Source organism: Pseudomonas sp. AE27, from assembly GCF_037113495.1.
In the GTDB taxonomy this organism is placed as follows: Bacteria; Pseudomonadota; Gammaproteobacteria; order Pseudomonadales; family Pseudomonadaceae; genus Aquipseudomonas; species Aquipseudomonas palmensis.
This window is the reverse complement of the sequence record NZ_CP146966.1, coordinates 1,902,381-1,929,004: the sequence shown is the minus strand read 5'-3', so window position 1 is coordinate 1,929,004 and position 26,624 is coordinate 1,902,381. Positions and strand designations below refer to the sequence as shown.

Annotated in this window: 21 protein-coding genes; 11 read left to right on the top strand and 10 right to left on the bottom strand. The window is 65.3% G+C overall.

Features of this window, described 5'->3' with window-relative positions; translation table 11 throughout:
* Window positions 1-236 precede the first annotated feature (236 nt).
* Both V9K84_RS08765 and V9K84_RS08760 read left to right on the top strand, forming a co-directional pair.
* Window positions 237-425 carry a c-type cytochrome gene (locus V9K84_RS08765; protein ID WP_078480933.1) on the top strand — a complete coding sequence of 63 codons (189 nt, stop codon included), beginning with the start codon at window positions 237-239 and terminating at the stop codon, window positions 423-425.
* On the top strand, window positions 422-2,122 hold the full coding sequence (locus V9K84_RS08760; RefSeq protein ID WP_088515044.1) for an AMP-binding protein: 1,701 nt from the start codon (window positions 422-424) through the stop codon (window positions 2,120-2,122). Before V9K84_RS08765 ends, V9K84_RS08760 begins: the two co-directional genes overlap by 4 nt.
* 56 nt (window positions 2,123-2,178) lie before the next feature.
* Here V9K84_RS08760 and V9K84_RS08755 read toward each other — a convergent pair whose 3' ends face one another.
* From V9K84_RS08755 to V9K84_RS08730, 6 genes are all read right to left on the bottom strand, one after another.
* Window positions 2,179-4,176, bottom strand: coding sequence for a U32 family peptidase (locus tag V9K84_RS08755; RefSeq protein WP_043861235.1), 1,998 nt, complete (start codon window positions 4,174-4,176; stop codon window positions 2,179-2,181).
* 139 nt (window positions 4,177-4,315) lie between these two features.
* The gene (locus tag V9K84_RS08750) at window positions 4,316-9,583 is read right to left on the bottom strand and encodes a putative Ig domain-containing protein (protein WP_088515043.1); all 5,268 of its coding nucleotides are present in this window, start codon (window positions 9,581-9,583) and stop codon (window positions 4,316-4,318) included.
* 120 nt (window positions 9,584-9,703) lie between these two features.
* Window positions 9,704-10,249 carry a GNAT family N-acetyltransferase gene (locus tag V9K84_RS08745; RefSeq protein WP_088515042.1) on the bottom strand — a complete coding sequence of 182 codons (546 nt, stop codon included), beginning with the start codon at window positions 10,247-10,249 and terminating at the stop codon, window positions 9,704-9,706.
* Window positions 10,242-10,781, bottom strand: a complete 540-nt coding sequence (locus tag V9K84_RS08740) for a tail fiber protein (protein WP_043861237.1) — start codon at window positions 10,779-10,781, stop codon at window positions 10,242-10,244. Before V9K84_RS08740 ends, V9K84_RS08745 begins: the two co-directional genes overlap by 8 nt.
* A gap of 35 nt (window positions 10,782-10,816) precedes the next feature.
* Window positions 10,817-11,374 (bottom strand): tail fiber protein, encoded by a 558-nt coding sequence (locus V9K84_RS08735; protein ID WP_043861238.1) that lies wholly within the window; start codon window positions 11,372-11,374, stop codon window positions 10,817-10,819.
* A 29-nt stretch (window positions 11,375-11,403) separates the two neighbouring features.
* Entirely contained in the window at window positions 11,404-11,958 is a 555-nt protein-coding gene (locus V9K84_RS08730; protein WP_054914486.1) for a tail fiber protein, read from the bottom strand.
* A 433-nt stretch (window positions 11,959-12,391) separates the two neighbouring features.
* Here V9K84_RS08730 and V9K84_RS08725 point away from each other — a divergent pair, with 433 nt between their 5' ends.
* Window positions 12,392-13,165 (top strand): ATP-binding cassette domain-containing protein, encoded by a 774-nt coding sequence (locus V9K84_RS08725; RefSeq protein ID WP_088515041.1) that lies wholly within the window; start codon window positions 12,392-12,394, stop codon window positions 13,163-13,165.
* Between the two features lie 30 nt (window positions 13,166-13,195).
* Here V9K84_RS08725 and V9K84_RS08720 read toward each other — a convergent pair whose 3' ends face one another.
* Window positions 13,196-14,122 (bottom strand): class I SAM-dependent methyltransferase, encoded by a 927-nt coding sequence (locus tag V9K84_RS08720; protein WP_231390587.1) that lies wholly within the window; start codon window positions 14,120-14,122, stop codon window positions 13,196-13,198.
* Window positions 14,123-14,381: 259 nt separating this feature from the next.
* On the opposite strand from V9K84_RS08720, the gene V9K84_RS08715 reads away from it, so the two are divergent.
* The 8 genes from V9K84_RS08715 to betI all read left to right on the top strand — a co-directional run bounded on the left by V9K84_RS08715 (window position 14,382) and on the right by betI (window position 24,749).
* The gene (locus tag V9K84_RS08715; protein ID WP_173925049.1) at window positions 14,382-15,722 is read left to right on the top strand and encodes a diguanylate cyclase; all 1,341 of its coding nucleotides are present in this window, start codon (window positions 14,382-14,384) and stop codon (window positions 15,720-15,722) included.
* A 58-nt stretch (window positions 15,723-15,780) separates the two neighbouring features.
* The gene (locus V9K84_RS08710) at window positions 15,781-16,857 is read left to right on the top strand and encodes a hypothetical protein (RefSeq protein WP_218195173.1); all 1,077 of its coding nucleotides are present in this window, start codon (window positions 15,781-15,783) and stop codon (window positions 16,855-16,857) included.
* Window positions 16,858-17,045: 188 nt separating this feature from the next.
* Complete coding sequence (locus tag V9K84_RS08705; RefSeq protein WP_168186848.1) at window positions 17,046-17,945, top strand: proline iminopeptidase-family hydrolase; 900 nt, start codon at window positions 17,046-17,048, stop codon at window positions 17,943-17,945.
* Between the two features lie 269 nt (window positions 17,946-18,214).
* Entirely contained in the window at window positions 18,215-19,582 is a 1,368-nt protein-coding gene (locus V9K84_RS08700) for an APC family permease (protein ID WP_054914490.1), read from the top strand.
* Between the two features lie 158 nt (window positions 19,583-19,740).
* Window positions 19,741-21,237 carry an aldehyde dehydrogenase family protein gene (locus tag V9K84_RS08695; protein ID WP_088515038.1) on the top strand — a complete coding sequence of 499 codons (1,497 nt, stop codon included), beginning with the start codon at window positions 19,741-19,743 and terminating at the stop codon, window positions 21,235-21,237.
* 10 nt (window positions 21,238-21,247) lie between these two features.
* Complete coding sequence (locus tag V9K84_RS08690; protein WP_088515037.1) at window positions 21,248-22,432, top strand: iron-containing alcohol dehydrogenase; 1,185 nt, start codon at window positions 21,248-21,250, stop codon at window positions 22,430-22,432.
* 60 nt (window positions 22,433-22,492) lie between these two features.
* Window positions 22,493-23,935, top strand: a complete 1,443-nt coding sequence (locus V9K84_RS08685) for a cytosine permease (protein WP_043861246.1) — start codon at window positions 22,493-22,495, stop codon at window positions 23,933-23,935.
* A gap of 166 nt (window positions 23,936-24,101) precedes the next feature.
* A complete protein-coding gene (gene betI / locus V9K84_RS08680) occupies window positions 24,102-24,749 on the top strand; it encodes a transcriptional regulator BetI (RefSeq protein ID WP_052504246.1) in 648 nt (215 codons plus the stop codon).
* Between the two features lie 4 nt (window positions 24,750-24,753).
* Here betI and V9K84_RS08675 read toward each other — a convergent pair whose 3' ends face one another.
* From V9K84_RS08675 to V9K84_RS08665, 3 genes are all read right to left on the bottom strand, one after another.
* Window positions 24,754-24,924, bottom strand: coding sequence for a hypothetical protein (locus V9K84_RS08675; RefSeq protein ID WP_167400189.1), 171 nt, complete (start codon window positions 24,922-24,924; stop codon window positions 24,754-24,756).
* A 140-nt stretch (window positions 24,925-25,064) separates the two neighbouring features.
* Window positions 25,065-25,751, bottom strand: a complete 687-nt coding sequence (locus tag V9K84_RS08670; RefSeq protein WP_088515036.1) for a hypothetical protein — start codon at window positions 25,749-25,751, stop codon at window positions 25,065-25,067.
* 67 nt (window positions 25,752-25,818) lie between these two features.
* Window positions 25,819-26,541, bottom strand: a complete 723-nt coding sequence (locus tag V9K84_RS08665; protein WP_088515035.1) for a DUF4375 domain-containing protein — start codon at window positions 26,539-26,541, stop codon at window positions 25,819-25,821.
* Window positions 26,542-26,624 lie beyond the last annotated feature (83 nt).

Here is a 26,624-nt window from a genome sequence, read left to right as displayed (position 1 = left end):
GCAGGCGGCGGGCCAGGTAGTGGTCTCAGCTGTCTCAGAGTTAGACAGTCATCGCGAAATTGCACGTCCGGGCACTGCTTGAATCAATCTTGTTTATCAGGAATGTCTGATAACTAACTGTTAAACAAAGATTTGTTTTTGTTGGCATGCACTCTGCTTGGTGTGAATCAGATGTGCCCAACAGCCCCTCGCCGGGCGCGGACGATTTATAAAAACAATACCGTGGAGGCCCGACCTTGAAGACAACACGACTCCGGCATTCCCTGACTGCCGGCACGCTGGCCATGCTGGCCTGTGCTGTTCTGCCCCCCGCCGTGGCCGAAGATGGCAAGGCGATTCTTAATGCCAAGTGCATGGCCTGCCATACCCCTGAGGGCAACGATGCCCTGAGCCGCATCAGCTACCAGCACAAGGGGCAACCATGAATCAACCGAGCTATACCCAGGGGCGTCAGGACAAGGACCTGCTCGCCATGACCATCGGCGCGGCGTTCGACGCCACCGCGGCCAGGTTCGCCGCGCGTGAAGCGCTGGTGGTGCGCCACCAGGGCCTGCGCTACAGCTGGCAGCAACTGGCCGAGGAGGTCGAGCGCCACGCCCGGGCCCTGCTGGCCCTGGGGCTGCAGCGCGGCGATCGCCTGGGCATCTGGGCGCCCAACTGCGCGCAGTGGTGCATCACCCAGTTCGCCAGCGCCAAGGTCGGCGTGATCCTGGTCAACATCAACCCGGCCTATCGCAGCAGCGAGCTGGAATACGCGCTCAAGCAGTCCGGCTGCAACTGGGTTATCTGCGCCGACGCGTTCAAGACCAGCGACTACCACGCGATGCTCCTCGGCCTGGTACCGGAGCTGGCCAGCGTCGCCCCCGGCAGCCTGAACTGCCAGCGCCTGCCGGCCCTGCGCGGCGTGGTGAGCCTGGCCGAGCAACCACCCCCAGGCTTTCTGCCCTGGGCGGGCCTGCAAGGCATGGCCGAGGCGGTGACCGTGCAGGCCCTGGCCGAGCGCCAGGCCGGCCTGCACTGGCACGACCCGATCAATATCCAGTACACCTCCGGCACCACGGGTTTTCCCAAGGGGGCAACCCTCAGCCACCACAACATCCTCAACAACGGCTACATGGTGGGCGAGAGCCTGGGCCTGAGCGAGCACGACCGGCTGGTGATCCCGGTGCCGCTGTACCACTGCTTCGGCATGGTCATGGGCAACCTGGGCTGCCTGACCCATGGCTCGACCATGATCTACCCCGGGGATGCCTTCGACCCGCTGAGCACCCTGCGCGCCGTTGCCGAGGAGCGCGCCACCGCGCTCTACGGTGTGCCGACCATGTTCATCGCCGAACTGGACCACCCGCAGCGGCATGAATTCGACCTGTCGAGCCTGCGCACCGGGATCATGGCCGGCGCCACCTGCCCGATCGAGGTGATGCGCCGGGTGATCGACGAGATGCACATGAGCGAGGTGCAGATCGCCTATGGCATGACCGAGACCAGCCCGGTGTCGCTGCAGACCGCCGCCGAGGACGACCTGGAGCTGCGCGTCACCTCCGTGGGGCGCACCCAGCCGTGCCTGGAGAGCAAGCTGGTGGACAGCGACGGGCTCACGGTACCCCGCGGGCAGATCGGCGAGCTGTGCACCCGTGGCTACAGTGTCATGCTCGGCTACTGGGAAAACCCCGAGGCCACCACCGCGAGCATCGACCACGAGGGCTGGATGCACACCGGCGACCTGGCGGTGATGGACGAGCAGGGCTATGTGCGCATCGTCGGGCGCAGCAAGGACATGATCATTCGCGGGGGCGAGAACATCTACCCGCGGGAGCTGGAGGAGTTCTTCTTCACCCACCCGGCCATCGCCGACGTACAGGTGATCGGCATTCCGTGCAGCCGTTATGGCGAGGAGATCGTGGCCTGGGTCAAGTTCCACCCCGGACACAGTGCCAGCGAAGACGAACTGCGCGAATGGGCCAGGGCGCAGATCGCCCACTTCAAGGTGCCGCGGCACTTTCGCCTGGTGGACGAGTTCCCCATGACGGTCACCGGCAAGGTGCAGAAGTTTCGCATGCGCGAGATCAGCATCGAGGAACTGACCCTGGCCAGGCAAGGCCAGCTGGCGGGCAGGGGGTAGGCCTGCGCCGCCGGGTGCGGGCGGTCATGCAGGGCGCATGACCGCCCGGGCGGCACTCAGTGCGTGCCGCGCGGCACGGTCTTGAGCAGGTCCTCGGGGCTGATATGGCCCACGATGTGCTTCACGCTGCCCGGCTGCGGCAGGTCGAGGATGTGCCCCTTCATCTTGCCGATCACGTGCATCTCGCACGGCTTGCAGTCGAACTTCAGGGTCAGTACCTCGTCACCGTGAATCAGCTGCATGGGCGCAACCTTGGTGCGCACGCCGGTGACGCCCTTGGCCTGCTTGGGGCACAGGTTGAACGAGAAGCGCAGGCAGTGCTTGGTGATCATCACCGGCACTTCGCCGGGCTCTTCGTGGGCCTCGTAGGCCGCATCGATCAGCTTGACCCCGTGGCGGTGGTAGAAGTCGCGGGCCTTCTGGTTGTACACGTTGGCCAGGAACGACAGGTGCGACTCGGGGTATACCGGCGCCGGCACCGTCTCGGCCTTGCGGCTGCCGCGCGGGTGCGCGGCAACGCGGGCGGCGGTGAGGCTCTCGATCACGTCGCGGCGCAGCGCCTTGAGCTGGGAGTTGGGAATGAAATACGCCTGCGGCGCATCCAGGCGAATGCCGGTGGCGTGGTACTGGGTGGTGCCCAGCTGGCCGAGCAGGTCGTGCAGTTGCTCCAGCGCCTGCTCCGGCTTGTTGGCCGGGCCGAACGGGCCGGGCAGGGTGGCACTGGCGCTGATGCCTTCCTCGCTGGTGGCGGTCAGCTCAAGGCCGTGTTCACGCAACTGCGCGACCCAGCCCAGGCCGATACGGCGTTCGGCCGACGTCTTCTGCAGCGCCTGCTGCCAGTTGTGGTCCAGGTTGCGGCTCAGCGGATGGTTGGGGCGCAGCTGGTGCAGGCCCTTGGGCATCTCGTTGGGCTCTACGCGGTAGCGGTAGCGCTTTTCGCCGTCTTCGTCGAACTCGCCCCTGGCCTCGGCGATGTTGGCACGAAAGCCGACCACCTCACGCTTGACCAGCACGTTGAGGCCGTCGCCGTTGGACAGCGGTGCATGGGTGACCACCTGCAGGTCGCGCTTGCCGACCTTTTCCACCACACCCACCGGCAGGCCGGTGAAGGTGGGCGAATCGAACGCGCCGATGTCGATCTTGCGCTCGCTCACGAAGTAGTCGGTGCTGCCGCGGTGGAAGGTCTTGTCCGGGTCGGGCACGAAGAAGTGCGCGGTATGGCCGCTGGAGGCGCGGGCCAGGTCGGTGCGGTCTTCGAGCACTTCGTCCAGGCGCTGGCGGTAGTAGGCGGTGATGTTCTTCACGTAGCCCATGTCCTTGTAGCGGCCCTCGATCTTGAACGAACGCACGCCAGCCTCTACCAGGGCGCGGATGTTGGCGCTCTGGTTGTTGTCCTTCATCGACAGCAGGTGCTTCTCGTAGGCGATCACGCCGCCTTTTTCGTCCTTGAGGGTGTAGGGCAGGCGACAGGCCTGGGAACAGTCGCCACGGTTGGCGCTGCGTCCGGTCTGGGCGTGAGAGATGTTGCACTGCCCGGAGAACGCCACGCACAGCGCGCCATGAATGAAGAACTCGATGGCCGCGTCGGTTTCGTCGGCGATGGCGCGGATTTCCTGCAGGTTCAGCTCGCGGGCCAGCACCAGCTGCGAGAAACCGGCCTGGTCGAGGAATTTGGCCCGTGCCAGGGTGCGGATGTCGGTCTGGGTGCTGGCGTGCAGCTCGATGGGCGGAATGTCCAGCTCCATCACCCCCAGGTCCTGCACGATCAGCGCATCGACGCCGGCGTCGTACAGCTGGTGGATCAGCTTGCGCGCCGGCTCCAGCTCGTTGTCGTGCAGGATGGTGTTGATGGTGGTGAACACCCGCGCGTGGTAGCGGTGAGCAAACTCCACCAGCCCGGCGATATCGCTCACCTCGTTGCAGGCGTTGTGGCGGGCACCGAAGCTCGGGCCACCCAGGTACACCGCATCGGCGCCATGCAGGATCGCCTCGCGGGCAATCGCCACGTCGCGGGCGGGGCTGAGCAATTCCAGGTGATGCTTGGGTAGGGACATGTCTTTTTAGTCTGGCTGGTCACGGTAGCCGCGCATTGTAGCCGCGCAACGCGCTGTCGGCACCTTTGCCGACAGGCGTCACGCAGATTGACCAGCCCCCTTCGCCGGTGAGGCCGGCAAAGGGGCGCCAGGGCAGGGGTCAGAAGCGCCCGTCCAGGCCGATGCGGAACATCTCGTTGCGCTCGTCGGTGGCCAGCGCGGTCTTGTACGAGAAGCCCAGGCGCCAGCTCTGGCTGAGGCTGAAGTCCAGGCCCAGGTCCAGGTCGACGAAGTTGCTGTCCATCGGGTCGGGTGACAGGCGATACAGCACGCCGTCGTTGGTCTGGTCGGTGTAGCGCATGCGGTAGTCGTCGCTGTGGCTGAAGTTGTGACCCCACGCCAGCCCGACCCGCGGCGTGAGCACGCCGGCGCCGGTCTGGATGTCGTAGCCGCTGCGCACGCCCAGGAACGAGGTGAAGGTCCGCTGGCGCTGTTGTTCGTACGACAGCCCGTAGATACCGCCGCCCCGTTCGCTGAAGTCGTCCAGCTTGGTGAAGCTGGCGTTCAGCCGTGTGTACGGCGCCAGCGACAGGGCGCCTTCGCGGTACTCGTAGCTGGCGGTCAGCGAGGCGAACAGCTGGTCGGCGTCGCGCGAGCCATGGGCATAGCCATTGGACGGGTCGGCAGTGACGTAGCGGCGCGAGTCGAAGCGGATGCGGTTGTAGCCCAGCAGTGCATCGATGTAGATCTCCGACAGCGGGTTGACGCTCAGGTACGCCGCCAGGCCCAGGGCGTCAGCCTCGCTGCGGGTGTCCTGCTCGCCGATGTCGGCGCGGTCGTTGCCGTAGCCAAAACCGATGCCCACCACGGCCCTTGGCGACAGGCGATAGTCGACGCCGGCGCTCAGTCCGTAGGTGACGAAGCTGTTGTCCTTGGCGCCGCGTGCGCGGTTGGAACCGGTGTTGATGAAGCCATCGGTCCAGTAGGCCACGGCCTCTTCGACGCACTCGCCGGAGGTGGCGCGGGCGGTGTCGCGCTGTTTGCGACGGGTGTCGTCCGCGTCCTCGTCGTCATTGCCCTTGCCGTTGCCTTCGAGCTCGTCGCGCAGCGCCTTGCCCAGGCTGCCCAGGCCGAGGTTGTCGCGGCCATGTTGAACGTTGGCGTTGAACGAGTTGCGGTCACAGGTAGGGCGGTGCAGTTGCTCCAGGCGCCGGTTGAAGTTGTCCATCTGGGTGCTGGCAAAACGATCCGCTGCGCGCGATTGCGCGTTGAGCAGGCCGATCACTTCGGCGTCCTTGCTGGGGTCGGGACGTGCCTGCACGCTGAAGGTCACGGTGCCGGTCGCGCTGGCACCGCTGGTGCTCTCCAGGCTGAAGGTGACCACTGCTGTGCCGGCAAAGGCAGCGGCAGGCACGAAGCGCAGGTTGAAACCGGACAGGGCGGCACGCGCTGCTCGCGCAGGGGCCATCGGTGTCAGGCTGGCATGCCCGGCTGACGCTGGGCTCAACGACAGCACGCGGGCGCGCAGGAACGGCCCTCCGGTGGCCCCACGGGTAAGGTCGACGCTGGCGACAGCACCGGGGCTGAGCGCCTCGCTGGATGACACCACGGTGACCACCTGGGCGGCGATCGCCAGGGTAATGCTGCGGCTGCCGGTGGCGCCGTTGGCATCGGTGGCGGTAACGGTCAGCGTGGCGTTGGCGGCCTCGGTCGGCGTGCCGCTGATCACCCCGGTCGCCGGGTCGAGCTGCAGGCCATTGGGCAGGCTGCCGGCGCCGATGGCGTAGCTGTACGGCGCCATCCCGCCGCTGGCACCCAGGCCGAAGCTGTAGGCGCTGCCCACGGTGCCTGGCGGCAGTGGGCCGGAGGCCGGGCTCATTACCAGCGTCGGTGGGGTGATGGTGAGGCTCACCGTGGCGGCTGCCGAGGTGCCGCCCGGGCCGGTGGCGGTGTAGGTGAAGCTGTCAATGCCCGAGTAACCGGCAGTCGGGGTGTAGCTGATGCGGGTGCCACTGACCTGCGCAGTACCGTGCTGTGGGTTGCTGGCCACGGCCACGCTGGTGACCGGGGCACTGCCCAGGCTCAGGGTCAGCGGGTTGTTGCGGCTGTTGGCGGCCACACTGGCCGACACGTTGCCGACCACGGGCGCCTGTGCCACGACTGTCAGGCTCAGCGTACGGCTGCCGGTGGCACCGTTGGCATCGGTGGCGGTAACGGTCAGCGTGGCGTTGGCAGCCTCGGTCGGCGTGCCGCTGATCACCCCGGTCGAGGTGTTGAGTGTCAACCCATTGGGCAGACTGCCGCCGATGGCATAGCTGTACGGCGCCATCCCGCCGCTGGCACCCAGGCCGAAGCTGTAGGCGGTGCCCACGGTGCCTGGCGGCAGCGAGCCTGACGCTGGGCTTAGCACCAGGGTTGGCGGGGTAACGGTAACGCTCACCGTGGCAGGTGCCGAGGTGCCGCCCGGGCCGGTGGCGGTGTAGGTGAAGCTGTCAATGCCCGAGTAACCGGCAGTCGGGGTGTAGGTGATGCTGGTGCCACTGACCTGCGCAGTACCGTGCTGTGGGTTGCTGGCCACGGCCACGCTGGTGACCGGGGCACTGCCCAGGTTCAGGGTCAGCGGGTTGTTGCTGGTGTTGGCGGCCACACTGGCCGACACGTTGCCGACCACGGGCGCCTGCGCCACGACTGTCAGGCTCAGCGCCTGGCTTGCCTGGAAATTCTGGCTGTCAGTCACCCTGACGGTGAAGCTGGTGGTGCCGGGTGCGGTTGGCGTACCGGCCAGGCTGCCGGTCGGGGCCAGGGTCATGCCGGACGGCAGGGCGCCCGAAACGATGGTGTAGCTGTACGGCGCGGTGCCGCCACTGGCACTGATACTGGCCGTGTAAGGCACGTTCTGGGTGGCGTTGGCCAGTGTGGTCGTGCCGATAACCACGGTGGGCGGCGTGATGGCGAGGTTGACGGTGGCAGGCGCCGAAGTCCCCCCCGGGCCGGTGGCGGTATAGGTAAAGCTGTCGACGCCGGCATAGCCTGGGGTCGGGGTATAGGTGAAACCCGTGGCCCCGGTGATGTTGACGGTGCCATGTGCAGGGGGTGTCACCACGGCCAGGCTGGTGGTCGGCCCCCCGCTGAGGCTTGCGCTGATCGTGCTGGCGCCGCTGTTGGCTGCGAGGGTTTGGTTGATATTGGCGGCTACCGGCGCTTGCTGGCCAACCACGAAGGAATAGGGACGCACTCCGGTGAATCTGTTGGTATCACTGGCCCGCACCCCGAAAGTGAACGTACCGGCGGTGGTTGGTGTGCCACTCAGGGTGCCTGTGCTGGTAAGGCTCATTCCTGCAGGCAGCGCGCCGAAGGCGATACCGTAGTCGAAGGGTGCAACCCCACCGCTGGCGCTGATCGACGTGCTGTACCCCGTGCCCACCGTAGCTGCGGGCAAGGTAATCGGCGTGATGTCTATGAAGGGCGTGGCAATGGTGAGGGTATAGGTCTGACTGACGCTGGTGAGGTTGCTGGAGCTGTCGACCGCCGTGACGCTGAAGGTGTAAGTACCGGCTTTGGAGGGGCTTCCGGTCAGGGTACCGGTACTGGAAAGGGCGATTCCGGTCGGTAGGCTGCCACCGTTGATGCTGAAGGTGTAGGGCGCGACACCCCCACTGACGGTGAGCTGTTGGCTGTAGCTGCTGCTGTAAATGGGGGCCGGCAATGTCGCCGGGGTGATGGCCATGCTGCCGGCAACGATGGTCAGTGTATAGCTGCGCGTGCCGGTGTAGCTGAACGCGTCGGTGACCTTGGCCGTGAAGCTGAAGTTGCCGCTGCTGGTCGGCGTGCCGCTGAGCGTGCCGTTGGATGCCAGGGTCAGGCCGCTGGGCAAGGCTCCAGATGCAAGCGAAAAGGCGTAGGGCGCGTTACCCCCGCTGGCAGCCAGCGAGGTGGTGCTGTAGGCGATACCGGCAGTACCCGCAGGCAGTGATGCAGGGGCGATGCTGATGGTCGGGGAACCGACGGTAACGGTCACGGTCGCCGGGGCAGAGGTGCCTGCACTGTTGGTGGCGGTATAGGTGAAGCTGTCCGTGCCTGCAAAACCGACCGTGGGTGTGTAGGTGACGCTGGTGCCGCTGGCCGTTACTGTGCCGTGGCTTGCTGAGGTACTGATGGCCACGCTGCTGGCGACGCCCCCCGAGAGGCTGAGTGTGACAGGGTTCGCGCTGCTGTTGTGGCCGACAGAGGCGCTGACCGGGCCGGCAACCGGCGGTGCAATGTAGGTGAAGGCATTGGTCAACGACGCTGAGCCGGCGGCAGTGGTGACACTCACGTTGACCACGCCGGCGTTGCCGGCCGGGACTATGGCGGTGATCTGGGTGGGGCTGTTGATGGTCCAGCCGGTTGCCGATACCCCGCCAAAGGTGACGCTGCTGGCGCCGGTCAGGCCGGTGCCCGTGAGGGTCACGCTGGTGCCACCGCCGATGGGGCCTGAGTTGGGGGTGACGGTGTTCAGGGTCGGCACGGCGAGGTAGGTATAGGCATTGACCGAAGTGGCACTGCCCCCCGGCGTGGTGGCCACGACATTGACGGGCCCGGCGGCATGCGCGGGCGCAATGGCGGTGATCGATGTCGAACTGTTGACGGTGAAGCTGCTTGCCGGCGTGCCGCCAAAGGTGAGGCTGGTGGTGCCGGTCAGGCCTGTGCCTGAGATAAACACTTGATTGCCGCCGGTGGTGGCGCCGGAATTGGGCGTAGCGATGGTCAGGGTCGGTACGGCGAGGTAGGTGAAACCATTGGTCAGCGTGCTCGTACCGCTTGCCGTTGTGACCGTCACGTTGACCGGGCCTGCCGTGTGGGCGGGGACGGTGGCGGTTATCAAGGTCGGGGAAACGACGATGATGTTGGTAGCGGGCACGCCAGCGAATGTCACGTTGGTGACGCCGACAAAATTGGTGCCGGTCAGGGTTACAGAGGTGCCGCCGATGGCGCCGCCGCTGCCGGGCGATACGGCGGTCAGGGTCGGTGTTGCGCCTGTGACCCTGAGGGTGTAACGGGCCTTGCCGACGTCGTCATTGTTGTCAAGGGCCGAAATCCAGAAATCGTAGCTGCCGATGGCTGTGGGGGTGCCATGCAGGGTGGTGGTCGCGCTTCCAGGCGACGTGTCCAGAAACAGACCGGGCGGCAGGCAGTTGGTCGGCATGCTGGGGTCATCCTGATCACATTCGTACCACTCGAAGATCGGCATGGCGCCGCCGGTGGCGGTGATAGTGACAGGTTGTATCGGTGTGTTGACCGCCACATCCGGCAGGGCGGTGCCACTGGCGGGGGAAAGGGTCGGGGCGGCACTGGCCTGGCCGCACAGCAGCAGCGAGACGAGCATCAGGCCCAGCAATGCAATGCTGCGGGCCATGCGGTGACGAAGGTCAATCAGGGATCTGTTCATGGGGCTTCCTGCCAGGTAGCGGTATTACTCGCTTGCGGCGCGGGTCAAGAGTCATCGGAACAACCCGTATGCCGTGACTGGCAGTGCGGGTTTTGCAGCGTGGAGGTAACGGCGGCGTGGTCAGGGTTCCATGGGGGCACCCTCGGCACAGGTCTGCGTCAGTGGCCGTTGCATCTGCAGGTACAAGCCCTGCTCGCCAACTACCTCGAAGCCCAGGCGCGCATACAGCCGGCGCGCCGGGTTGAACGGCTCCACACTCAGGGCACAGCGCGTGTGCTGGCCGTCGGCCAGCGCGAGCACCGCGGCCAGCAGGGTGCTACCCAGCCCCTTGCCCTGCCAGGCAGGCAGCAAGGCGATATCGACCACCCGCACTTCGCTGGCGTCCACCTGCAGGCACAACCTGCCGATCGGTTGCCCCTGGTGCTCCAGCAACAGGAATTCGGCCGAGCGATAGTGCAGGGCGTAGTGGCGTTGCTGCAGCTCGGCTTGGGCGTGCAGAAACGCGACCCGCTGCGCGTCGGTCCACCCTGGTGCGGCACGCACCTCTTCCCAGCGGCGCGTCACGAACAGCGCGCGCAGAAACCCGTCATCCGCCTCGGCCTGCAGGCGCAGGCCGGGAACGAACGACGATGGCAACAGGCGGGCCAGGCGCTCGAGGCTAGTCATTGCGGATCGGGTACTCCCCTTCGACGCAGATGCAGTACGCCAGCGCCAGGTAGGGTTGCATCAGGTTGCGCTCGATGTTGCCGTTGCCAGTGCCGGCGTCAGTCATGCTGCCTTCGGCCAGCGTCTGCGTGGTGCCCACAGTGTTGTACAGGTTGATGTTGCGTGGCTGGGCCAGGTAGGTGGTGGTGCTCGGGATGTCGACCCTCTGGTCCGGCTCGGTACCATCGCGCGCGGTGAACCCATGGTTGTGTGGCGGGTAGTTCAAGGAATTGAGCGCTACCTTGTCGGCGCCAGCGGTACTGGCGAAGGCTGCGTTTGGCAACCCGGTACCCTGGCCGGCTCCCATCACCACACGACCATTGAGATTGGGCAGCATGAACGTGGTCTTGCCATCGCCGCCGAATCGGTTGCCGATCACCGAAAACAGCACGCTGTACTGCTGGATCAACAACGAACGCCCGTCGCAGGGAAGAAAATTCTGCGGCACGAAACTGTAGGGCAGAAGCCTGATTTCACCATAGAAAGCGTCCATGGAATGCTCTTTCCTTGATTCAGAGAGGGGTGGGCTTACTGCTGCGACGGGTAGATCCCGGCCAGCGCGATGATGTAGTTGAGCGCCATGCTGCCCATCAGGTTGGCATGTGGTTGCCCGCCGCCTGGCGCCACCGACACTGCTGCGGAGTTCAGTGTGACGTTGGGGTTGGTGCCGCCGTTGCTGTACAGCCCCTTGGTCGAGCTTTGCGCGGTGAACACCCCGAGCGTGCGCGAGGCCGGTGCCTGGGTGTCGACCGGCGAGGCGGCATCGGCCAACTGCGTGCTGGCGTAAAAGGTATGCGAGTGAGCGGGCATGTGTTGCACGCCAATGGTGGTCTGTGCACTGCCCATTGCCTGGCCCAGGTTGCGCTGCGTGAGGCCGGGGCCTGCGCCGGCGCCTACCGGTACCCGGCCGCGCATGTCGGGCAGGGCGAAGGTGTTGACCCCATCACCGCCATAGGTGGTGCCCAACAGCGTGAACAACACCTGGTTCTGCTGGATCGACAACAGCTGGCCATTGCACAGTGCCCAGTCCTGTGGCTCGTAGTTGCCTGCGAACAGACGGATTTCCCCGATAAAGGCTTCAGACATGGTTCATTCCTTGATGTGAAGGAGCGTGTTCACGGGCGCGGTGGGTAAACGCCAACACTGGCGATGCAGTACTGCAGCACCAGCGAAGGCTGCATGTTGTCCAGGGGCTGTTGGGGTGGCGTGGGCTGAATCGTTGCCGGGTTGAGCGCTTGCTGCTTGCTACTGTCGAACTTGACGTAGGTGCTGCGCGAAGCGACCGGTGGGGTTGCCAGGTTGGCACTGGTGGCCGGGAACGCACCGGCCGGCCCGCTGTTGCCCAGGGCATCGGATACATAGACCTCATGGGTATGCTGGGCGAGTGCGGCGGCGGGCAGTGTTTCTTTCTCGGTGCCGGCTGACTGGCCCTGGGTATGATTGCTCAGGCCGGGGTCAGGGGTGCCGGTGCTGTTCCGGGCCAGCGCGGTGCGCCCGCGCAGGTCAGGCAGGGCAAACAGGTTGTTGCCGGAGCTGCCGAACTGGGTGCCGAGCAAGGAAAACAGTGCAGCGTTGGTTTGGGTGGATAACAGGCGTCCGTCGCACGGCAGCCAACCCTTGGGCACGAAGTTGTACGGGAACAGGCGGATTTCACCCACGAAAGGTTCCATATGAACAAACCTCCATCATGTTTCTCAGGCACCAAAAAAAACCCACTTGCAGGCAAGTGAGTGACAATCACGGCAGAGCTGACTAGCTAGGTAAGGCGGTTATCGATCACGGCTTGTGGCCGTTCCAGCTTCCATCTGCGCTTCTTCATGAGCGTTCCTTCCATGGTTGCGATAACAGGCAGAGGGTCCGGCGAAGCGGCCCTCGGGAGGTGGGTTGATGCTAGGCGAGGTAGTGACGCATTGCCATCACTGAAAATGGGTATTTCGACGATTTTTTTCAAACGATTGTTTGACGCGGGGCGGCTGTCGGTAATCTGGCGCCAGGCACACGTCGCGCCCGGCATTCATGGGCACCTGGCCGTGCCCTGTAGCCAGTGGCTGCGTGCTGTGGAAAGATCCGGGTTCTTTTCCGTGCCGCACTGACGAGCAAGCCATGATCGATTTCCACAATGTCACCGCCTACCAGCAGCACAACCGTGTGCTGGACGGTTTCTCCCTGCACATCGGTGCCGGCGAGAAGGTCGCCATCCTGGGCCCCAACGGGGCCGGCAAAAGCACCCTGCTCAAGCTGATCACCCGCGAGCTGTACCCGGTGGAGCGCGAAGGCAGCCACCTGAAGCTGTTCGGCAACGACACCGTCAACCTGTGGGCACTGCGCAGTCGCCTGGGGTTCGTGTCCCAGGACCTGCAGGAAGACTACACCCCGCACACCCAGGCGCTGGATGTGGTGGTGTCGGGCTTTTTCGGCGCCATTGGTGCCCATGGCCATCTGCAGCCCGATGACGAGCAACTGGCGCAGGCGCGTGCGCTGCTGGCCGAGGTGGAAATGGCCGGGTACGAAAGCACCATGTTCCAGCGCCTGTCCACCGGGCAGAAGCGCCGCCTGCTGCTGGCCCGCGCGCTGGTTCACCGGCCCAGTGCGCTGATTCTCGACGAGCCGGCCAACGGCCTGGACATGGGGGCGAGCCTGGGCATGCTGAGGTTGCTGCGCAGCTTCTGCGCCGAGGAGCACGCCATGATCATCACCACCCACCATATCGACGAGATCATCCCGGAAATCGAACGTGTGGTGCTGCTTAGCCAGGGGCGCATCGTGGCCGACGGGCCCAAGGCCGAGGTGCTGACCAGCGCGGCACTGTCGCAGCTGTACCAGACGCAGCTGCGCATCAGCGAACAGGATGGCTGGTACCGCTGCTGGCACGCCTGAACCGGCCTGCGTGCGGCCGGCTCGGCGGGGTCAGGGCACAGGGTTGATGAACGGGCCGCCGGTGAACTGCACGAACAGCTGGCGGTACTCTTCGTTTTCCGGGTCGATGATCAGTGCCTGACGCAGGAACTCCAGCCCCTCGCGAGCGTTGTCCAGCTGGCAGCTGAGGGCAAAGGCCAGGTACAGGTGATAGGCGTTGAAGAAGTCGAACGACAGCGCCACCTTCACCAGGTGCAGGGCGCCGGTCAGGTCCTGGGCCCGCAGGCGCGTGCCGATCTCGTGATTCAACTGGGCGCCATCCTTGATCATCAGGTTCGCCAGGCCGACCTGCTTGCGCAGTACCACCGTATGGCCGTTGCCGACCTTGGAGTCGGTCTGCTCGACGCTTTCGACCAGCCAGTGCCCCAGCCCGACGTTGTTGATCAGGTTGACGGCCCGCAGCATGCTCTGCAGGGAGAACACCAGGTGATGGCCACGCCACAGGTGCGCGTCGATCGTGCTCATGTCGACGCGCTTTTCGTAGGCGTCGATCATCTGTTCCAGGGTGGTCAGCGCGCGGATGCGGTCGGTGGGCTCGGCGTTGCGGTTGGGGAAGATGCAGAAGAACACGCCACCGTCCTTCACCACCCGGGATGACTCCACGTAGGCCGCCAGCAGGTTGGGCACATGCTCGATGACGTGGGAAGTGATCAGGTAGTCGAAGGTCTGGTCGGCAAAGGGGATATCCAGGAAGTCGCCCAGCGCGTCGACCCTGGCGGGCTCGGCGTGGTAGTTGGCCTGTTCCTGCTTGTAGTGCGTGTAGTCTTCCAGGTCCTGCGGGTACAGGAATGCCTCGCCATCGCAGGGGGCCAGGTTGATGCAGTCCGGCAGGTAGAACGCATTATGCGCGGCGGCACCGATCTCCAGGCCGCGGCCCTGACAGTATTTGCTGGCCAAGGCCATGCCTTTATGGTTCATCGACGCTTGCTTCCTCTGAAAAAATGCCTTGCGCAGGCTATCGGCAGGGCCGCGCAAGTATTGAGCCGGGTATGCAGCGCTCGCGTTCAAAGACTTCCCGCGCAGCGTGCAATAGAATACCCGGCGGGCGAACCCGGTTGGTTCGTCCAGTGCCGAAGCCTCTTGTGATTCGTGTAGGCATCAGGCTTCTTGCTGAATTGAAAATAGGCCACACATGCCAAGCGTTTCCCCGGAAGTACAAGCCAAAGAATGGCACAGCATGGTTTCCCAGTACCCATGCACGCTGACCCAATCGTTGCAGGGCCTTGTCGAGCGCAACAAGGTCATGCTGGCCGCGCGGTTCTATGAACACATGCTGGCCGACCCCAATGCTTCGCTGATCCTGTCCCACGACGAGGTCAAGAGCCGCCTGGGCAGTTCGATGCAGGCCTGGCTGGTGCGGGTCTATTCGGTGTCGCCCACCGATGACTGCATGCCGCTGGTTGCCCTGCAGAAGCAGGTGGGGGAAGTGCATGCGCGCATCGACGTGCCGCTGCACCTGGTGCTCAGTGGTGCGCGGCACCTGAAGAAGTTGCTGTTCCAGCTGATTCTCGAACAGCAGTGGGCCAGCGAGGCGCAGGCATTGCGCCTGGCCAGCGAAACCATGGACCTGGCCATGGAAATCATGAGCCACGCCTATTCGCGGTCCCATGACCGCAACTCGCGCAACGAGGAAGGCTACCGGCTGTTCTCGGTGCTGCAGAACATCAGCACCGAGCGCGAGCGTCAGCGTGGCGCCTTGCTGGACTGGGAAAACAGCCTGATGTTCGACCTGGCCATGGGCTCCAACGGCGTGAACCTGCCCAGGCTCGCGGCCTCTGATTTCGGCCTGTGGTTCCGTCACAAGGGCGCCTACGCCTTCCAGAACACCAGCGAAAGCGATCAGATCCTGAAGATCATCCGTCACATGGATGATGTGTTGCTGCCCATGTTTCTTGCCTCGATGCACGAGCAGGAGACGCGCATGCGCCTGCTGCGCGACATTCGCGACCAGACCAAGAGCCTGATGTTCAACCTCGACAACCTGTTCAACACCGCCAACGAGCTGGAAAGCGGCCGCGACGTGCTCACACGCATGCTCAACCGCAAGTTCCTGCCGGTGGTGATCGGCAACGAGATCGCCATCGCGCAGAAGACCGGGCAGACGTTTTCGGTGTTCTCGGTGGATATCGACAACTTCAAGTCGATCAACGACAACTTCGGTCACGAAGCCGGCGACGCGATTCTGCAGCAGATCGCCGAGATCCTCAGCAGCCACAGCCGCGCGGGGGACTACGTGTTCCGCATGGGGGGCGAGGAGTTCCTGATGATCCTGGTGGACATCGACAGCGCCAACGCCATGAAGGTGGCGCAGAAGTTGCGGCGCAAGGTCGAAGCGGAAAAGCTGCAACTGACCGAAGGCCGCAGGCACCAGGTCACCGTGAGCATCGGCATGGCCACCTACAACGGCCACCCCGACTACCAGCACCTGCTGCGACAGGCCGACCAGGCCATGTACCAGGCCAAGCAGGGCGGCCGGAACCGGGTGGTGGCGTACGGGGAACTGACCTCGCCGGAGTGACAGGCCAAGCCTGATGGAGGCGACGATGCACACGCCAAGGCGCCTCTGGCGCAGCGTTATGTGGTTGACAGTGCTGTGGCTGACGGCCAGTGGCGCGCTCGCCGCCGAGCGCGGCCACTGCGGGCGCCAGGCCGGCCCGCAGTGCCTGCACAGCTTCGCGTTGCCGGCAGGTGCAGGCCAGATGCATTACTACGCATCGCGCGCGCCAAGGCCCGGCGACCCCCACGGCCCGCAGACGGCACTGCTGATACTGCACGGGCATCCGCGCGATGTCGGGCGCAGCTTCGAGGCCGGCTTGCAGGCGGCACGTGCTGCGGGCCGGTTGCCGCGTACCCTGGTGGTGGCGCCGCTGTATCAGGTGGCGCCGGCGCAGGCCGGGCGTTGCAGCATGCCGGACACGCCCGGCGCTCAACCGGGCGACGCGCTGTGGAGCTGTGCCGGCTGGCTGGCGGGGGCTCCCTCGCTGGGCGGCCATCCGCTTGGCGCCTTTGCGGCACTGGACGCCTTGCTGGGCGAACTGGCCCGGCAGTGGCCGAGCCTGCGCAGTGTGACCCTGGTGGGGTTTTCGGCCGGTGCGCAGATGCTCCAGCACAGCATCGGTTTTGCCGCCGACCCGCCGGCGGGTGTGGCGCTGCGCTATGTGATCGCCGACCCGGGCAGCTGGCTGTACTTCGACCCGGTTCGCCCCGTGCCCCTGCGGGGCGAGCGAACGGTGCCGTGGGAGGCCTGTGGTACGGGGGGCTGCACCTGGCGCTTCGACGTGCCGGCGACGTCCCCGGCCTGTGCCTATGACCACTGGAAGTACGGCACCCAGTCGCTGCCTGGCTATCTGCCGCGTACCGGCGCGCAGGCCCGCGCACACTATGCGGCGGCCCAGGTCGATTACCTGGAAGGTGCCCTCGACAGCAGTGCCGACAAGGGTACGTTCTACCCGATTCTCGACAAATCCTGCGCGGCCATGTTGCAGGGGCCTTTCCGATTGCAGCGAGGGCTGGCGTATGCCGCCTATGAACAGGCCGTGCTCAAGCCGCGCACGCCCAGGCGCATGGTCATCGTGCCAGGTTGCGCGCATGACGTGGCCTGTGTACTGGGCGCCGATGCAGCGCGGCCCGTGCTGTTCGCGCCGCCGCCCTGAGCGTGCCGCAGCGCCACGGCAGGTCAGGAAAATAATTCAGGACCAGCCCATTTTTTTTCGCTTGTGCCAGCCCCTTCGTGCCCCAAGACTCGAGCAGGGCGACGACCGCCTGTTCCCGCGTCAGTACCGGGCTTGCGGGTTCGGGGGCGTGCGCCAACAGAATAACAATCACAAGGTTGGAGGTGCTCGTGAGTGACTACGCTGCTGTGCCAGATGAAAGCGGCCATATCGATGTGCCGGGTGGGAAGGTCTGGTACCGGCTCAACCGCTCGGCCAACAGCGGTGCCGTGCCGCTGATCGTGCTGCATGGCGGCCCCGGCAACTCCCATGACTACCTGCTGCCGCTGCTGGAACTGGTGCCTGACCGCAGCGTGGTGCTGTACGACCAGCTCGATTGCGGACGCTCGCAGCGGGTGGGCGACACACGCAACTGGACGCTGGAGCGTTTTACCGACGAGATAGATGCCGTTCGCGAGCACCTGGGCCTGGGCCAGGTGCATCTGTTTGCCAGCTCGTGGGGCTGCAGCATCGCCATCAACTATGCGGCCCGGCAGCCGGCCGGGCTGTGCTCGCTGGCGCTGTCGGGGCCGTTGGTCGATGCCAAGCGCTGGATGGCGGACTGCGAGCGATTGAAGGCGCAGTTGCCCGACCACCTGCAGGCGGTGATGCGCCGGTGCGAGGCGCAGCGCGACTTCACCAGCCCCGAGTACCTGGAGGCGGTCAACGCGTTCTATGTGCGTCACCTGTGCCGCGTGCAGCCCTGGCCGCAGATCGTGGTCGACACGATGGACAATTGCGCGACCGAACTGTACGGCTACATGTGGGGCCCCACCGAGTTCTTCGGCACCGGCACACTGGCGGACCTGGACCTGACCCCGAAGCTGGGGTCGATCGAGGTGCCCACGCTGTTCATGTGCGGGGCCCACGACGAAGGCACCCCCGAATCGGGCCGGGCCTTCGCGGCGATGGTCAGGGGCGCCGAGTTCTGCTGCATACCCGAGGCCTCCCACATGCCGCATATCGAAAACCCCGAACCCTTCTTCAGGCACCTGCGCGCCTTCATTGCCAAGGCGACCCCGCGCACCTGAATGCCGTCGGGTCGATGCACAGCCAGGGCGGCACCGCTGGGGATCATTCCGCCGACGACTGATTGCATGCGCAATGGTCGCTTGTTCGCCTGGTGGCCCACTTTGATACTTGCCCCTTGCAGGAAGCAGCCCCGGTACAGCGCACGCAGCCCCGCGCGCGCTGTACCGACCCTTGAAGTCATGGATAAAACTATAAAAAACAAGTCGACCCAGGCCCCTGGCGAAGCAGGGGGTTGCGCCTCGACGATCTATTGCTTCGGAGATTGCCCATGTCGATTGCCAATGCGTCAGATACCCCCAGTACACAAGACCCGGAGCAGGCAGGGCTCAAACGGGTACTGAGCTTTTCCGATGTGCTCGCCTACGGCCTGCTGTATTTCGTGCCCATCGCCCCGGTCAGCGTGTTCGGGCTTATCTACAACACCTCCGCCGGCATGGTGGCGCTGGTGTACCTGGTGGCCGCCGTCGCGATGATCTTCAGCGCCATCAGCTACAGCCAGATGGCCAGGAAGATCCCCCTGGCCGGCTCGGTCTATTCCTATGTCACCCACGGCACCAACAGCAGCCTGGGCTTCGTGGCCGGCTGGGCGATTCTGCTCGATTACCTGCTGCTGCCGGCACTGCTGGCGGTGCTGGGGGCGGCGGCGCTGTCGGCGCAGTTCCCGCAGGTGCCGACCACGGTGTGGCTGGTCACCTTCGTTGCGGTGCCCACGGCGGTCAACCTGATGGGCATCGAGATGAATGCCAGGTTGAGCAAGGTGCTGCTGCTGATCCAGCTGGTGGTGCTGTTTCTGTTCGCCGCCTTCGCCACCTCTCGCATCATCGAACTCAAGCCGACCCTGGAGCACTTCATCGCGCCATTCTACAACCGCTCCGACTTCTCCATGGCCATGGTGTTCGCCGCCGTACCGATTGCAGCCCTCAGCTACATCGGATTCGACGCGGTGTCGACCCTGAACGAAGAGGCCAAGGGGGGCGGGGAGACGGTCTCCAGGGCCACGATGATGCTGCTGGTGCTGGTTACGGTGCTGTTCGTGGGGCAGGTGTACCTGGCGGCAGTGTTCGTGCCGCTGGGCACGGTGTACCAGGGCGCCGCTGCAGACACCGCGTTCTATACCCTCAGTGCCGAGATCGTCGGGGCCTGGTTTCTGCCGGTGATCACCCTGACCAGCGGCATCATCGCGCTGATGGCCAACACCCTGGTGTCCCAGGCGACCACGGCGCGGGTGCTGTTCAGCATGTCGCGGGACAAGCGCCTGCCCGCGTACCTGAGCCGCATCAGTGCCCGCACCAACGTGCCTGCCAACGCCATCGTCACGGTTGCGCTGGTTTCGTTCGTGGTGGCGTTCGCCGGGGCCGGCTACCTGGATGTGATGGTGACCCTGGTCACGTTCGGCGCGCTGACCGCCTACATCCTGTTGCACGTGTCGGTGATGATCTACTTCAGGAAGATCGGCCAGGCGCAGCTGTTCAGCCATGGGGTGTCCCCGGTGCTGGGCGTGCTGCTGTTGAGCTATGCGCTGTGGAGCACCAACGTGCACGCCAAGGTGCTGGGCGCCGCCTGGATGCTCGGCGGCCTGCTGATTGCCTGGGTGATGCGCCGGCGGGGGGCGCCCTCGCTGAACTGGACGGACTGACTGCACGCTGCTGCCCATGTATCGCCTGGAACAATGCCCGCTCATGCGGGCATTTTTTATTGAAAATAAATTCAGTAACGGCCTTGATCGTTATTGAAGATATTTTCAGTATCGCCTAGGATTGCCCCAGCCTGACAAGAACAAGACGGGGTATTGCAGTGACACGACTCAAAGACAGGGCCTATTGGCTCGACAAGGCAGCAACGTTGCCGCTGGAGGGCAGGGCATTCATCGACGGGCGCTATGTGGACGCGCAAGACGGGGCGACCTTCTGCACCCGCAGCCCGGTTGACGACGCCGTGCTCGCGGCGGTGGCCCAGTGCGCGAAGGCCGATGTGGACCTGGCCGTGGCTGCTGCGCGGCGCAGCTTCGAGGCCGGCGTGTGGAGCGAGCTGGCGGCCCGCGAGCGCAAGGCGGTGCTGCTGAGGTGGGCCGCACTGCTCGAGGCGCATACTGACGAGCTGGCGCTGCTGGAGACCCTGGACAGCGGCAAGCCGATTGCCGATACCATTGGTGCCGACCTGCCGGGCACGATCTACTGCCTGCGCTGGTTTGCCGAACTGATCGACAAGGTGCACGGCGAGGTGCCGGCCACCGACCCGCAATTCTTCGGCACCGTGACCCAGCAGCCGCTGGGCGTGGTGGCGGCGGTGGTGCCCTGGAACTACCCGCTGCTGATGGCCGCCTGGAAGTTCGCCCCGGCCCTGGCAGCCGGCAACAGCGTGCTGCTCAAGCCGTCGGAGAAAACCCCGTTGAGCGCCTTGCGCATCGCCGCCCTGGCGATGGAAGCGGGTATTCCGGCGGGGGTATTCAACGTGCTCCCCGGTGATGGCGCGGTGGGGCGCGAGCTGAGCCTGCATGGCGACGTCGACTGTATCGCCTTCACCGGCTCCGGCGCGGTGGGGCGGCAGATCGCGCAGAACGCCGCCGCCTCCAATCTCAAGCGTGTATGGCTGGAGCTGGGCGGCAAGTCGGCCAACATCGTCATGGCCGACTGCGCGGATCTCAGCCAGGCCGCGCAGTCGGCAGCGGCGGCGATCTTCGCCAACATGGGCCAGGTGTGCAGCGCCGGGTCGCGTCTGCTGGTGCAGCGCTCGGTGATCGAGCCGCTGCTGCGCGAACTGCTCGTGGCCACCGACAGCTACTACCCGGGGCACCCCCTGGACCCGGCCAGCGTCACGGGTGCGATCATCGACGCGGTGCAGTTCGAGCGCGTCCAGCGCTACATCGAAACAGGCCGGCACGAGGCGCAGTTGCTCAAGGGCGGCCAGGCGCTCTCGCCGGTGGGGGCAGGCGCCTACCTGGAGCCGACGATCTTCCTTGCCCCGGACGCAACCGCGCGTATCGCCAACGAGGAAATCTTCGGCCCGGTGCTGGTGGTGATTCCCTTCGACACCCTCGATGAGGCCATCGCCATCGCCAACCAGACCGAGTTCGGCCTGGCGGCGGCGGTGTGGTCATCCGACCTTGGGACCATTCACCGCGCCACCCGCCAGCTCAGGGCCGGCACGGTGTGGGTCAACTGCTATGACGAACTGGTGGATATGAACTTCCCGTTTGGCGGGTTCAAGGAGTCCGGCAATGGCCGGGACAATTCGGCCCATGCGCTGGGCAAGTACACCGAATTGAAATCCACCATCCTGCGCTGCCGTTGAGGTCAACCCCATGCAAAACACGCTTTCAGCCTTGAACCCGCAACAATGGACCGTGCCACTGCCCATCGAGTACGGCCCGGGTGCGCGTCATCACCTGGCCAGGCTGTGCCGGGACTTCAACATCAGCCGACCGATCATCATCACCGATCAGGGCTCGCTGCGCCTGCCCTTCGTGGATGAACTGCAGCGCAGCCTGACCGAGGCGGGGCTTGCCTGCGGCCTGTACGGCGGCATCGAGCCCAACCCCACCGACCAGTCGGTACTGGCCGGTGCCGCAGCCTATCGGGTCTGGGGCGCCGACGGCATCATCGCGCTGGGGGGCGGCAGTGGCCTGGACGGCGGCAAGGCGGTGGCCCTGGTCGCCCGTCAGCAGCGCAGCGAGCTGTGGGCCTTCGACTTCGACAAGCCGGTGCCGGCAGGTTTCAGTGCGGCGGACTTTGCGCCGGTGATCGCGATTCCCACCACCGCCGGCACCGGCGCCGAAACCGAGAGCACCGCGATGCTCACCGACACCGGGCGCGGCATCAAGGGCTGCGTGTGGCACCCACGGGCGCGCCCGGCGGCGGTGATCCTGGACCCGGAGCTGACCCAGAGCCTGCCGGCCAACCTGACCGCATGGACCGGGTGCGATGCGATCATCCATGCCCTGGAAGCCTACTTCGTGCCCAGCTTCAACCCGCTCAGCGATGGCGCCGCGTTGCAGGCATTGACGCTGCTGTGGGGCTCGATCGACACCGCCGTCGAACGCGGTCACGACCTGGAGGCGCGGGGCAACATGCTGATCGGCTCGTGCCTGGCCGGCGTGGCGTTTCTCAAGGGCCTGGGGCTGGTGCACGCACTGAGCCATATGGTGGGCGCCACCTACAACACCCACCATGGGTTGACCAACGCGGTCATCCTGCCGGTGGTGCTGCGCTACAACCAGGCGCAGATCACCCCGCGCCTGATGCCGGTGGCGCAGGCCCTGGGCTTGCCGGACGCCGAGTTCGAGACCTTCTACAACGCCGTGTGCGCCTTGCTCGACCGCCTGGAGATTCCCAGGTCGCTGGCCGAGCTCGGGGTCCGCCAGGCCGATGTCGGCGCCGTGGCACGCAAGGCCATGGGCGACCCGGCGCGGCTGACCAACCCGCGCGACAGCACCCAGGCACAACTGGAGGCGCTGTTGACCCAGGCGATCAACCACGCCCGCGATTGATGAACCCGCTGTTTTCCGCTTAGCCGTGCAACCAGACCAATAAAAAAAGGTGCAACTGCCATGTCTGCCTCCCACTCGGCGTCCAAGGGACGCCTGAACCTTGAAACACGCTCCATCGATTACGTCCCGCTCGCAGAGCGCCACGGCAAGGCGTGGCACCTGTGGCCCATCTGGTTCTGCGGGGAAGCGCACCTGACCACCCTGGCGGTGGGCATCATCGGGGTCGGCATGGGCGCCAACCTGTTCTGGTCGGCGGTGGCGATCTTCCTGGGCTGCGCCTTCGGCACGCTGTTCATGGCCGGCCATTCCACCCAGGGCCCGCAGATGGGCCTGCCGCAACTGATCCAGTCGCGCCCGCAGTTCGGCTACCTGGGCGCGTTGCTGGTGTATGTGGTGGCCATCGCCACCTACGTGGGCTACAACGCCTTCAACCAGTTGCTGGTGGGCCAGACGCTGCACGAACTGTTCGACGTTCCCGAAAACGGCTCGGCCATCGCCTTCTCGCTGCTGGCGATCGTCATGGCGATTGCCGGCTACAACACCTTCCACAAGGTGCAGCGGCTGCTGGCGTTCGTGCTGATCGCGGTGATGCTGGTGTTCACCGTGGGGCTGTTCTTCTTCGTCAAGCTGCCAGCCGATCAGCTGAGCGTCTCGGACTTCAAGGCAACGCCGTTCCTGGCGCAGTTCTTCGTGGCCGCCGCGTATCAGCTGAGCTGGGCGATCTACGTGTCGGACTACTCGCGCTACCTGCCGGCCAATGTCAGCGTGCGCTCGTCGTTCTGGTGGACCTACATGGGCGCGATGATCGGCGGGGTGTGGATGATGCTGATCGGCGCCCTGGCCGCGGCACTGAGCCCGGGGCAGAACCTGGCCAAGGGCCTGGTGATGCTGGGCAACACACTGTTCGGCGGCTTCGGCGAATGCCTGCTGATCCTGGCGGTGCTGAGCCTGGTGACCAGCGCGGCGCAGAACTTCTACGGCGCCTCGATCACCTTGCTGAGTATCGCCGACACGGTGAAGACCCAGACCTCCACCTTGTTCAAGCGCATCGTTTCGATGTTGCTGGTGGGCGGGACCGCGATCGCCATCGCGATGACCGCATCGGACAACTTCGTGAAGGACTTCGGCGACTTCCTGGCCATCCTGCTGTACCTGTTCACCCCGTGGACGGCGATCAACCTGGTGGACTTCTACAAGGTACGCCACGGCAAGTTCTCGATTACCGAGATCTTCAAGCCCAACGGGATCTACGGGCGCTGGAACTGGCGCGGCATCGGCGCCTACGTGGCAGGCTTCGTGGCCATGCTGCCGTTCTCCAGCACCGGGCTGTATACCGGCTACGTGACCACGCTTCTCGATGGCGCCGACATCAGCATGCTGGTGGGTCTGGTGGTGTCGGCGCTGGTCTATGGGTGGCTGTGCCGCACCCAGGACATCGCGGCGGAGCTGTCGCGCATCGATGAACTGGACAAGGACCTGGAGCGCGGCCTGAGCGCCAACTGAGCCTGTCGACGATTGCCCCGGCGTGCGCAACGCACGCCGGGGCAATCGCCATTTCCTGTCACTTGCCCGGGCAAAAGTTGCTAAATTGTCGCCTCGCTTGGCGACTGAGATGTAGCCGCTGTCCGGAGACCGGGGCCATGCCCCGCAGTGCACAGGTTGTTGACGTATGAGCAGTGAGCCCGAAGTAACCCAACCCAGGAAGCGTCGAACCCGCATCGACCCCGAGACGCGCCGCAAGGCCATCATCGAGGCGACGATGCAGTGCATCACCCGCTATGGCCACAGTGGCAGTACCCTGGAGCGCATCTGCGCGCAGGCCGGGGTGTCCATCGGGCTGATCGGCCATCACTTTTCCAGCAAGGAAGAGCTGATGCTGTCGACCTACCAGGAACTCACCGACCAGCTGCGCGAAGAAACCCGCAAGTACCTGGCGGTGCAGGGCGGCACCCCCGAGGACCGTCTGCTGGCGATCATCCGCTCCTCGTTTCGCGGGCAGATCTTCAACGAGTTCATCCTCACCACCTGGCTGGGGTTCTGGGGGGCGGCGGTATCGTCGGAGCAGCTGCGCGCCTTGAACAAGAAGCTCTATGCCGACTATCGCAAGGAACTGGAGTCGGTGTTCAAGGCCATCGGCAAGGCACAGGGCACGCAGATAGACGCCAAAAGCGCGGCGTTGACCATCACCGCGCTGATCGACGGCTTCTGGCTGGAATGGGCGCTCGACCACAAGGCCTTCAGTTCGAAAAAAGCCGAGAAGTGCTGCATTGTCACGGCGCAGATGTTCGTCAAGGGCGCCGAACCGCTGCAGCCTTGAACGGCTAGGCGAGAAACTCCGGCTCGGCGGGGGGCGCCTGCGGGGTGTCCTCGCGGATGCTGATGTACAGCGCCGCGCCGCACACGCCCACCAGCCCCACGCTGGCGAGCACGATCTCGCCCAGCAGCATTCCCACGATCAGCAACAGCAGGCTAAGCCGGCAGAACAGGGTCATGGCTGTCTCCTTGGCAGTTGGATTGTTGTGCGGCCTACCTTAAACGTTCGCCGTGGCTGCATGCAGCACCGGCGCGTTGCCATGGCATTGCTTCCCTGTGCTTTGGCCGAATTACCACCTGCGCCCAGGCCGGCCGAGGGCTACTTCGGGGTTGAGGGGCAAGACGTGGCCGGAGCGCTAGCCGTGACCGGGCAGTGGCTCAGAAACGCCTGCAGACCTTGCTGATAGTCCTGCGCCGGCATCAGCTCGCTGTGCCTGGCAATCAGGCAGGCCATGCCCTTGGCGCGCATGTCTGCGCTCGCCACGTGGTAGAAATCCGGCGTTTCCAGCAGGTGTACGACTTGCTCCCAGGCCAGGACCGTCTTGCCGCCCCGGGCCTTGTCCAGCGTGAAGCCCTGATCATCGAAGCTCAGCTTGTACGTGTCCTGGGCCGATTTCAGGGGTGCCCGAAGCCTGGCCTCGATCAGGCGCTGGTTGAGCCCGCGTACCGGTGCCCGGGGCTTGGCGTGGTTGGCGGCGATCCGCGCTTGCAGGTGGCCGAGCCAGCGCCCGGAAAAGCGCCACCACAGCGGGATGAACACCAGTGCGAACAGCAGCAGAGCGATGGCTTTCTCCGGGGTGATGCGTCGCTCCGGGAGATACACCGCCAGCAAGGCGCCGATCAGGCACAGGGCGAACATCAGCGGGCCGATCAGGCGGCTCTGCCACCTGGCGAAGGTGGCCAGGACGCGGGCCTGTTGCGCGTCCTGCTTGAGCAGTTCCTGCTTCAGCGGTTCGGCGATCAAGGACTGGAGGTGGTCGGGGGTGATGCGGTAGTGCAGTTCCATGAGGGGGAATCCGAGGTCCGTCGGGGAGGGCGGCAGTCTACCGGCTTGCGCGCTGCAGGGGCACGGCTCAGGCGGGAAACTGCGCCATGTGTCGCTCCACCCACGCGTACAGCTGCTCGTCGAGCTGCGTGCGCTGCTGGTTGAAGCGGGTTTGGCAGGCGTCGAAGAGCGGGTCCTGCTGGATCCGTATGGCCAGCTCGACGTGGCGTTCATCGGCATGGGCCTGGCGCAGGTGCTGCTGGCGCTGATCGGCCTGCTCCAGTGTGTGCGCCAGGGCATCGAGCTGCAGGTGCCTGAGTTGGGCGATGGCCTGGGGCAGATGAAAGTGCAGGGCACTGTCAAAGCCTTCCCATTGCTCGAAGGCCAGCCATTCGTGGATCACCATGAAGCAGCGCAGCGCCGCGGGCAGTTGATCCAGGCGCTCGAAATCCAGCCAGTACTGGCGGGGCAGCTGTTCGGCGGTTTCGATGGCCTGGGCGATCAGGTCCAGGGCGCGTGGCTTATCCTGGTGATGGTGGCGCAGAATGCGCTGGGTCAGGGTGAAACGCGCTTCGTCCAGGGCGGTCAAGGCGCGGCTCAGGTCGTAGCCCGCACTGTGCAGGTACTGGCGGGCCTGGTGGTGTGGCAGCCCGGATTTTTCCATCAGCACCTGCAGCAGTTCGGCCTTGTACAGCTCGGCGGCCTGCTGCGGGTTGCCGGCGCAGCGTTGCAGCAGGGCCCGGGCGTGACGTAGGCCGATGGGCAGGGCGCTGCGCAGTTGCGCAAGGGCCTGGGTGAGTGTCGGGTCCATTGACGGAGGTGCCTCGGTGTCTGCTGGGGAGCGGGTGTGCAAGAATGCCGGCTCATGACTGATGGACACAACCAGAGGCGCAA

Bases quoted from the DNA above. Each gene is read 5' to 3' on its own strand.
- V9K84_RS08760 (WP_088515044.1), top strand. From the start codon at position 422: ATGAATCAACCGAGCTATACCCAGGGGCGTCAGGACAAGGACCTGCTC.
- V9K84_RS08755 (WP_043861235.1), bottom strand. From the start codon at position 4,176: ATGTCCCTACCCAAGCATCACCTGGAATTGCTCAGCCCCGCCCGCGAC.
- V9K84_RS08750 (WP_088515043.1), bottom strand. From the start codon at position 9,583: ATGAACAGATCCCTGATTGACCTTCGTCACCGCATGGCCCGCAGCATT.
- V9K84_RS08745 (WP_088515042.1), bottom strand. From the start codon at position 10,249: ATGACTAGCCTCGAGCGCCTGGCCCGCCTGTTGCCATCGTCGTTCGTT.
- V9K84_RS08740 (WP_043861237.1), bottom strand. From the start codon at position 10,781: ATGGACGCTTTCTATGGTGAAATCAGGCTTCTGCCCTACAGTTTCGTG.
- V9K84_RS08735 (WP_043861238.1), bottom strand. From the start codon at position 11,374: ATGTCTGAAGCCTTTATCGGGGAAATCCGTCTGTTCGCAGGCAACTAC.
- V9K84_RS08730 (WP_054914486.1), bottom strand. From the start codon at position 11,958: ATGGAACCTTTCGTGGGTGAAATCCGCCTGTTCCCGTACAACTTCGTG.
- V9K84_RS08725 (WP_088515041.1), top strand. From the start codon at position 12,392: ATGATCGATTTCCACAATGTCACCGCCTACCAGCAGCACAACCGTGTG.
- V9K84_RS08720 (WP_231390587.1), bottom strand. From the start codon at position 14,122: ATGAACCATAAAGGCATGGCCTTGGCCAGCAAATACTGTCAGGGCCGC.
- V9K84_RS08715 (WP_173925049.1), top strand. From the start codon at position 14,382: ATGGTTTCCCAGTACCCATGCACGCTGACCCAATCGTTGCAGGGCCTT.
- V9K84_RS08710 (WP_218195173.1), top strand. From the start codon at position 15,781: ATGTGGTTGACAGTGCTGTGGCTGACGGCCAGTGGCGCGCTCGCCGCC.
- V9K84_RS08700 (WP_054914490.1), top strand. From the start codon at position 18,215: ATGTCGATTGCCAATGCGTCAGATACCCCCAGTACACAAGACCCGGAG.
- V9K84_RS08690 (WP_088515037.1), top strand. From the start codon at position 21,248: ATGCAAAACACGCTTTCAGCCTTGAACCCGCAACAATGGACCGTGCCA.
- V9K84_RS08685 (WP_043861246.1), top strand. From the start codon at position 22,493: ATGTCTGCCTCCCACTCGGCGTCCAAGGGACGCCTGAACCTTGAAACA.
- betI (WP_052504246.1), top strand. From the start codon at position 24,102: ATGAGCAGTGAGCCCGAAGTAACCCAACCCAGGAAGCGTCGAACCCGC.
- V9K84_RS08675 (WP_167400189.1), bottom strand. From the start codon at position 24,924: ATGACCCTGTTCTGCCGGCTTAGCCTGCTGTTGCTGATCGTGGGAATG.
- V9K84_RS08670 (WP_088515036.1), bottom strand. From the start codon at position 25,751: ATGGAACTGCACTACCGCATCACCCCCGACCACCTCCAGTCCTTGATC.
- V9K84_RS08665 (WP_088515035.1), bottom strand. From the start codon at position 26,541: ATGGACCCGACACTCACCCAGGCCCTTGCGCAACTGCGCAGCGCCCTG.